At 54.5% G+C, this 8,097-nt stretch carries 6 protein-coding genes and 1 pseudogene; 2 read left to right on the top strand and 5 right to left on the bottom strand.

All coding sequences use genetic code 11. The features are described 5' to 3' along the window. Together UC15_RS08380 and UC15_RS08375 are read right to left on the bottom strand one after the other, a co-directional pair. Positions 1–230: pseudogene (locus tag UC15_RS08380) on the bottom strand (multidrug ABC transporter ATP-binding protein); the annotation flags it as partial. 102 nt (positions 231–332) lie between these two features. Next, positions 333–1,832: an MDR family MFS transporter gene (locus tag UC15_RS08375; RefSeq protein WP_112288034.1), complete on the bottom strand. Its 1,500-nt coding sequence runs from the start codon at positions 1,830–1,832 to the stop codon at positions 333–335. 84 nt (positions 1,833–1,916) lie between these two features. Between UC15_RS08375 and UC15_RS08370 the strand changes: the two genes are divergently transcribed. Together UC15_RS08370 and UC15_RS08365 are read left to right on the top strand one after the other, a co-directional pair. Then, complete coding sequence (locus UC15_RS08370) at positions 1,917–2,618, top strand: TetR/AcrR family transcriptional regulator (protein WP_112288033.1); 702 nt, start codon at positions 1,917–1,919, stop codon at positions 2,616–2,618. Between the two features lie 132 nt (positions 2,619–2,750). Continuing rightward, positions 2,751–3,965 carry an MFS transporter gene (locus tag UC15_RS08365; protein WP_112288035.1) on the top strand — a complete coding sequence of 405 codons (1,215 nt, stop codon included), beginning with the start codon at positions 2,751–2,753 and terminating at the stop codon, positions 3,963–3,965. Here the strand turns inward: UC15_RS08365 and UC15_RS08360 are convergent. The 3 genes from UC15_RS08360 to dcp form a co-directional block, all read right to left on the bottom strand. After that, entirely contained in the window at positions 3,937–4,596 is a 660-nt protein-coding gene (locus tag UC15_RS08360; protein ID WP_305000163.1) for an isocitrate lyase/phosphoenolpyruvate mutase family protein, read from the bottom strand. The two genes, UC15_RS08365 and UC15_RS08360, sit on opposite strands and share 29 nt — an antisense overlap. A 102-nt stretch (positions 4,597–4,698) precedes the next feature. Further along, the gene (locus UC15_RS08355; protein WP_112288031.1) at positions 4,699–5,757 is read right to left on the bottom strand and encodes a bifunctional transcriptional activator/DNA repair enzyme AdaA; all 1,059 of its coding nucleotides are present in this window, start codon (positions 5,755–5,757) and stop codon (positions 4,699–4,701) included. A gap of 150 nt (positions 5,758–5,907) precedes the next feature. Beyond that, complete coding sequence (dcp, locus tag UC15_RS08350; RefSeq protein ID WP_112288030.1) at positions 5,908–8,067, bottom strand: peptidyl-dipeptidase Dcp; 2,160 nt, start codon at positions 8,065–8,067, stop codon at positions 5,908–5,910. Between the last annotated feature and the right edge of the window lie 30 nt (positions 8,068–8,097).

The following is an 8,097-nucleotide window of genomic DNA, read 5'->3' as shown; positions in this document are numbered from 1 at the left end:
AAAAAACTGCCCGGCGGAGTGTCTTTGGTCAGATCGATAATCTGACTGAGATAGCTGAACAGCGAGACTTCAATCAGCGCACAGACCAGCCCCACCACCAGCAAAATCGCAAAACTCGGCCAGACCTGGCGCAGATAATAAAGATAGAAAGGCAAAACCTGATCCGGCGGCTCAGCAGCCGGTGCCTCACGGAAGATGTCGATCATTCGCTCGAAACGGCGAAACAGCATAGCGATCCCCTTTATGATTTCCCTGTCGGCGTTGCTGGTTTCCATGCCATTTCAACGCCGTAAAGGGGAAAGCTTAGTGCAAATCACGGGGATTACAGCCGGTTATTTCTTCAGCACCGCATCTTTTTGCAGCAGCGACAACACAAACGCCAGCACCATGACGCAGGCCGCAATCAGATATACCGAGTGCAGCGCCGAGCCAAACGCCTGCAAATAATCATCGCGTATGGCGGTCGGTAATTCTTGTACTGCCTGCGCGCTGAGTGAGCGCGGAAGCACCGTGCCTTCGGGGATCAGCGCCACCAGTTGATCACGCAGAACGTGGGTGAAAATCGCGCCAAACATCGCCACGCCGATAGACCCCCCAATCGAGCGGAACAGCGTCACACCGGAGGTCGCCACGCCCATTTGTTTCATCGAAACCGAGTTCTGCACCGCCAGCACCAGCACCTGCATCACCATCCCCAGACCGAAACCGAGCACGCCGATATAGAGATACAGCATATGTACCGGCGTACTGACTTTCAGAAAGCCCAGCAGCACCATGCCGGCGAAACTCAGTAACGTACCGATAATCGGGAAAATACGATAACGGCCAATACGGCTGATCAGACGCCCGCTGACTATCGAACTGAACAACAATGCGCCCATCAGCGGCAACAGCTGCATCCCTGCTCCCGACGGCGACGACCCTTTCACCACCTGCAGATACAGCGGCAGGAAAGTCATCGAGCCCATCAGCGACATGCCGATAATAAAGCTGATTGCGCAGCTCAGCAGGAAGGTGCGGTCGCGGAACAGACCCAGCGGAATGATTGGCTCTGCCGCCAGCGTCTCTTCGTAAATAAAGCCGCCAAGCGTCACGATACCGAACGCCAGAATGCACCACAGCTGCGGATCCGACCACTGATACACCGTGCCGCCTTCGCTGGTGAACAATATGATGCAGGTCAGCGCCGCCGCGAGATAACCCGCGCCGAGAAAATCGATTTCATGGCGGATGCGCGCGCTTTGCGATTTCAGCGCCACGCCAATCACCAGCAGGGCAAAAATCCCCAGCGGCAGGTTGATGTAGAAAATCCAGCGCCACGAAATATGCTCCACCAGAAAACCACCGATCAGCGGCCCGATCACCGTCGCCAGACCAAATACGCCGCCGAACAGCCCCTGATATTTTCCGCGTTCTGATGGCGGAATGACATCACCGACCGCCGCCATACTGACCACCATCAATCCGCCACCGCCCAGCCCTTGCAGGGCGCGCATCAGGATCAGCTGCGTCATGTTTTGCGCCAGTCCGCACAATACCGAACCGAGCAGGAACACAATGATCGCCGTTTGCAGCACGATTTTGCGTCCGAGCAGATCACCAAACTTACCGTATAGCGGCACCACAATCGTGGAGGCCAGCAGATAAGACGTCACCACCCACGAGAGCTGATCCAGGCCGCCGAGCTCGCTGACGATAGTCGGCAACGCGGTAGACACAATCGTCTGGTCGAGTGCGGCCAACAGCATCACCAGCATCAGCGCGGAGAACAGCAGCTTTATTGAAGGCTTCTCCTTCGTGACTTCGCTCTGTGCCGAATTTATTGTCGTCATGAATGACATCCTGACTTGTAATTAATTAACTGTATAATTAATATTGAAGCATCAAATTAATCTGGTCAATGGATCACCCCCCTTATGGCAGACAGAAAAATCTCAGAAACGGCGAGATCCGCACAAAAGGATCAAAAACCGGAGACGACAACCGCGCGTCGTCCGGGCCGTCCGCGCAGTGCAAAATCCGGAGCAGATAAGCGTGAACTGCTGCTGGACGCGGCTCTGAAACTGTTTGCCCAATACGGCATCGCTGAAACGCCGCTGAGCATGATCGCCAAAGAAGCGGGCGTCACTACCGCCATGCTCCATTACTATTTCAGGACCCGCGAACAGCTTCTGGACGTGATGATCGACGAACGTTTTCAGCCGGTGCGTGCAGGATTTACCGACATTTTTGAAACACACGCCGACGATCCGCTGATGGCGATCACCCACATGGCGCAGTGCATGATTGATGCGGCAGAAAAATATCCGTGGGTGGCGCCGCTGTGGGTGCGCGAAGTCATCAGCGAAAGCGGCATGCTGAAAAAACGCATGGAAGAACGCAACGGCGACAAGAACCGCAAAATCGTGCATGAATGCATCACCCGCTGGCAGGCCGAAGGAAAACTGAACCCGGATCTGAACCCGGCATTACTGTTTATTTCCCTGTTCGGCCTGACGCTGTTCCCGATGGCCTCAATGAAAATGCGTCAGGAAGGCGCGTCGCCGATTTCTCCCGATATGCTGCGTAAACATGTCGCCCTTTTGCTGTTCCACGGCGTGGCACCGCAGAAGTCATAAGCGAAATCCCCACCCGCGCGGGTAGCGCCGCGCAACTCTCTTAAATCCCTCTTTTTTGTAATGAAAAATACTGCGCAGACTCCTTTATGATGTAACGAAAATGTTGCCGTTACTCAGGGAATGCCGTTTAACATGAAGGGAATGCCGCCGTTAATTCTCGCGCTGTTAGCCAGTTCGTTAGTACTCACTATCGGACGAGGCGTCACACTGCCGTTTATCACGATTTATCTGACTGAGCACTATCATCTGTTGCCGAAAAGCGTCGGGATTATTCTCGGAGCCAGTCTGGCGATCGGCATTCTCAGCAGTCTGTACGGCGGTTATCTGGTGGATAAATTCAATCACCGGACGCTGATCACCGTTTCCGTCAGTCTGTTTGGTCTGAGCTTTTTACTGCTGCCGTTTCTGCCCAATGTGACCGGCGTTCTGCTGGTTCTGGCGCTGCTGAATGCTTCATATGCTCTGCTCAGCATCACGCTTAAAGCCTGTATCGCCAGCTGGTTGCCGGTGGAAAAACGGGTGAAAGCCTTTTCGATGAACTACACGCTGGTGAACGTCGGCTGGGCGGTGGGATCATCGCTGGGCGTCTGGCTGGCGGGTTTCAGCCCGATGCTGCCGTTCGTGATTTCCGGCGTGCTGGCACTGGGCACCGTGACTTCCCTGACCTGGGGATTGCGCAATATTCCGCATAAACCGCCGCAGACCACGCCTGAACAAAAACCGCTGCCCAAACCCAATCTGCGCCAGACACTGAGCATTCTCGCGCACGACCGCCGCCTGATTTACTTCACGCTGGGCAGTACGCTGGGGTCGATAGTGTTCGGGCAGTTCGCCGGTTATCTGTCGCAGTATCTGATCCTGGTGTCGGACGCGACCTTTGCCTACAAGATTATCGGCGCAGTGATGATCACCAACGCCGTGATTGTTATCGCTTTCCAGTACGTATTAAGCAGCCGGATGAAGCAAAATACCCTGCTGAAATGGCTGCTGCTTGGCACAATTTTCTTCATCATCGGCCTGATTGGCTTTATGACTGCCGGACAATCCGTACTGTTCTGGGTGATCGCCATGGCGATTTTCAGCTTCGGCGAGCTGATCGTTATTCCGGTGGAATACATGTTTATCGACTTTATTGCGCCGGAAAACATGAAAGGCAGTTATTACGGGATGCAGAATCTGAGCAATCTCGGCGGCGCGATAAACCCGGTGATGTGCGGTTTTCTGCTCAGTTACGCCGCCCCGCCGGTGATGTTTGTCGCGCTGATCGCCGCCTCGGTGGGCGGCCTGGTGTTCTTCTGGATGGGGCACCGGCTGGCGGCTAATACAGCGCGCGCGCCTGTTGTTTAAGGGTTTCCATCAGTCCGACATAAGGATAAGGGCCGTAGCTCAACCGACTGATACCCGCCGCAGTGAGTTCAGCCAGCGGCGGCGTCAGGCCGCTGGCCATAATATTCACCGGCAATGCTGAGACATCGCAAAGTTCGGCAATCAATCCAACGTCACTCAGACCTGGAACAAAAAACCCGCTGGCACCCGCATTCTGATAAGCAGTCAGCCGTTTTTTGACTTCGGCCATCAGCGCCGGATGTTGCTTGGCGTCAGGCTGCTGCAAAAAGACATCGGTTTGGGCATTGATAAATAGCGCAATTCCCTGAGACGCCGCCTCCTGACGAAGAGAGTTTAAAATCTCGCATTGTTCTCGTACTCCGTTCAGCGCGGATAATCCCAGTTGCTGATCCTCAACATTAATCCCCACCACACCGGCCTGCAAAAGCGCGCTCAGGTTGTCGCGGCGGGCTGCACCATAACCGGTTTCGAAATCCACCGTCAGCGGCAAACTAATAACTGAGGCAATACGTTGCACCGTGTGTAACAGGCTGGAAAAAGGCATGGCTTCGCCATCTTGATATCCCTGCGCCGCCGCACACGACCAGCTTCCGGTGGCGATGGCTTTTGCCCCCGCCTGCGCCACGGCCAGCGCGCTGCCCGCATCCCAGATGTTGTATAAAACGACCGGATTATATTTCTGGTGAAGCTAATGCCACTGCCTGACTTTGCTGACTCATACCCTGCTCCTCGTTTAGCGGCTTAGCGCCATTCTTCGTTCGTGTTCAATCAGCCATCGCTTGCGCCATAATCCGCCGCCGTAACCGGTCAGCGAACCGTCGGCACCGATTACGCGATGACAAGGGATCAGAATTGAAATCTGGTTAGCACCGTTGGCACGTGCTACCGCGCGGGACGCCGTTGCCTGCCCGATATCTGCCGCCAGCGCGGAATAACTGCGCAGCTCACCTGCAGGAATGTCTCTGAGCGCATCCCAGACTTTACGGGTAAATAACGAGCCGAACTCTGCCAGCGGCGTGGCGAATGTGTGTGTTTCACCCGCGAAATAGGCCGTCAGCTCCTGTTCAACCTGATCAACCAGTGGCGTTCGTCCAAAAATAATTTCAGAGGATGTGAGCTGCTTCAGCCGCTCAATTTCATTCGGCAATGCCGGACGGTCAATAAACTCCAGCAGATACAGCGCCTCGCGACTGGCAATTGCCAGCATTGAACCGATGGGCGTATCCAGCCAGTCTGCTTTCAGAAACTGATGCTTTCTCGCCTGACTGGGATTACTGCCGATTTGTCGGGTGATCGCTGCACGAAATCCGCTACCGGATCCAAAGCTGGCGTCCAGTTGCGCCTCAATCACGGCCTCACCGTGAATAAGCGCATCGACACCTTTACCTACCCGCCGCAAACGCGCCATTTCCAGAAAGGTGATGCCAAACTGCCGTTTAAAGGCGCGGCGGACCGTGGAAGGATCGACATTCATCGCCTGCACATCGCCCTCGCTCCATTTTCTGTCCGGCTCATTTTCCAGCGCGGCCAGTAATTTCAGCACCAGCGGGTCTTTTTCGCCGCCCTGCATGAGCGGCCGGCAGCGTTTACACGGCCGGAATCCTGCTTCCATCGCGCTGACCATCGACGGATAAAATACGGTATTTTCACGTTTGGGTTTACGCGCGGGACAGGTCAGCCGGCAGAAAATACCGGTGCTTTTCACGCCGACAAAGGCAAAGCCATCGTAAGCAGGATCACGGGCAATCAGCGCAGCATAAAGAACATCATCGTCAGGCAAATCGAACAACATGATTTCACTCGCAGACCGGAGACATGGGGAAAAGCATAGGGGAATTTGAGCAGGGGTAGCGACGTTTTTCGGGCGTTGATTTTACCTTTTTCCGTTCACTACTTACGACAAGATAATACGTGCCCGGCGTGATACCGGGCACGGCTGCTTTTACTCTTCCAGACCGCGGTTTTTCAGCATCGGCTCAATCGACGGCGCTTTGCCACGCCAGGTTTCGTAGAGCTTTTCGAGGTCTTCGCTGTTACCACGTGAGAGGATCTGGTCGCGGAATTTCTGACCATTCTCCCGCGTCAGCCCGCCCTGTTCAGTGATACCGGCAAAGGCATCGTCGGCCAGCATTTCGGTCCACAGATAGGCGTAATATCCGGCCGCATAGCCATTACCCCAAATGTGCTGGAAATAGCTGGAACGGTAACGCGGCGGCACATACGCCAGATTCACTTTATCTTTCGCCAGTGACTCCGCTTCGAACTTATCGACGTCCTGCTGCGGTGCGTCTGCGCTCAGACTGTGCCAGTGCATATCCAGCAGCGCCGCGGCCAGCAACTCGGTCATGTCATACCCTTTGTTGAACTTACTGGCCTTTTCGATTTTGTCCTGCAAGGCCTGCGGCATCACTTCGCCAGTCTGATAATGTTTAGCGAAGTGAGTAAACACTTTCGGGTCGCTCGCCCAGTGCTCGTTAAACTGCGACGGGAATTCGACAAAATCACGCGGTGTCGCGGTACCGGAAAGGCTCGGGTATTCCTGATCGGCAAACAAACCGTGCAGCGTGTGACCAAACTCGTGGAACAAGGTGATGACATCGTCCCACGACAGCAATGCCGGTTGCCCTGCCGCCGGTTTCTGGAAGTTCGCCACGTTATAAATCACCGGCTTATTACCCAGTAATTTCGACTGATCGACGTAATTGCTCATCCACGCGCCGCCGCCTTTATTATCACGCTGATAATAATCGGCATAGAAGAGCGCCATCGATTTACCGTCTTTATCGAACACCTCGAAAACCCGCACGTCGGGGTTGTATACCGGCAGGTCTTTGCGCTCTTTAAACGTGATGCCGTACAGTACGTTAGCGGCATAAAACACCCCGTTCTCAAGCACGTTATTCAACTCGAAATACGGCTTGATCTGCGCGTCGTCCAGATCATATTTCTCTTTGCGCACCCGCTGCGCATAGTGCTGCCAGTCCCAGGCAGCCACTTTAAAGCCCCCCTTCTGTTTATCGATTTCTGCCTGAATATCCTGCGCCTCACGCTGCGCGCGGGCGGTCGCGGCTGGCACAATTTTGTGCATGAAATCCAGTGCGGCTTGCGGCGTTTTCGCCATCTGATCTTCCAGCTTCCACGCGGCATAGCTCGGGAAACCCAGCACCTGAGCCTGCTCCGCGCGGACTTTTGCCAGCTTAGCTATCAGTGTACGCGTGTCGTTGGCATCGCCTTTTTCAGCGCGATTAATGGAAGCTTCATACAGCGCTTTGCGCGTGTCACGGTCATCCAGCGACTGTAATAACGGCTGCTGCGTGGTGTTTTGCAGCACCAGTAGCCAGGCGTTGTCCAGCTTGCGGTCTTTGGCGGCCTGCGCGGCAGCCGATAACTCAGCATCACTTAGCCCGGAAAGCTGCGCTTTATCTTTCACCGTCAGGCCGCCCGCTTTGGTCGCGGCCAGCAACTTGTTAGTGAACTGCGTGCTGAGCGTCGCGGCCTGCTGGTTCAGCGCCTTGAGTTTGTCTTTATCGGCATCAGAAAGATTGGCACCTGCCAGCTCGAAATCTTTAAACGTCACGTCAATCAGGCGCTGTGATTCCGGAGAAACTTTCAGGCTGCTACGCTGGTCATACACCGCTTTCAGCCGCGCAAACAGTTTGCTATTGAGATGGATACTGTCATCCATCGCCGCCAGTTTTGGCGACGTGTCTTCGTCGATTTTTTGCAGCGTGTCGTTGGTATTTGCGCCGGTCATCGCGCCAAAAACATTTTGTACGCGCTGCAGCATGACGCCGGATTTTTCCAGCGCCACATAAGTATTTTCAAAAGTAGGCGGCGCTGTATCATTAGCGATTTTATCGACCTCAGCCAGTTTCTGGCGAATGCCTTCCAGAATGGCCGGCTCGTAATCGCTGTCTTTATAGAGATTAAATTGTGGCGCCTGATATTCCAGCGGGCTGGGTTTCAGAAACGGATTATCTGCGTTGATGGCGTGATTCATAACGTGCTCCTGCATTGGTGCCGGTGCAGATGTGGATTGTGCAGCGGCTGCGTATTGGCTGCATGCCAGAGTTAAAGAGAGAAAAAGAGGAGAGAGACGCATTTTTGGATTTTCCTTTGCCTGAGTTCCTTT

Source organism: Rahnella sp. AN3-3W3 (assembly GCF_003263545.1).
GTDB lineage: Bacteria > Pseudomonadota > Gammaproteobacteria > Enterobacterales > Enterobacteriaceae > Rahnella > Rahnella variigena.
The sequence above is the reverse complement of the archived record's forward strand: the minus strand, read 5'-3'. Positions and strand labels throughout refer to the sequence as shown.

Coding starts and splice junctions, on each gene's coding strand:
- UC15_RS08375 (WP_112288034.1), bottom strand. CDS start 1,832: ATGACGACAATAAATTCGGCACAGAGCGAAGTCACGAAGGAGAAGCCT.
- UC15_RS08370 (WP_112288033.1), top strand. CDS start 1,917: ATGGCAGACAGAAAAATCTCAGAAACGGCGAGATCCGCACAAAAGGAT.
- UC15_RS08365 (WP_112288035.1), top strand. CDS start 2,751: ATGAAGGGAATGCCGCCGTTAATTCTCGCGCTGTTAGCCAGTTCGTTA.
- UC15_RS08355 (WP_112288031.1), bottom strand. CDS start 5,757: ATGTTGTTCGATTTGCCTGACGATGATGTTCTTTATGCTGCGCTGATT.
- dcp (WP_112288030.1), bottom strand. CDS start 8,067: ATGCGTCTCTCTCCTCTTTTTCTCTCTTTAACTCTGGCATGCAGCCAA.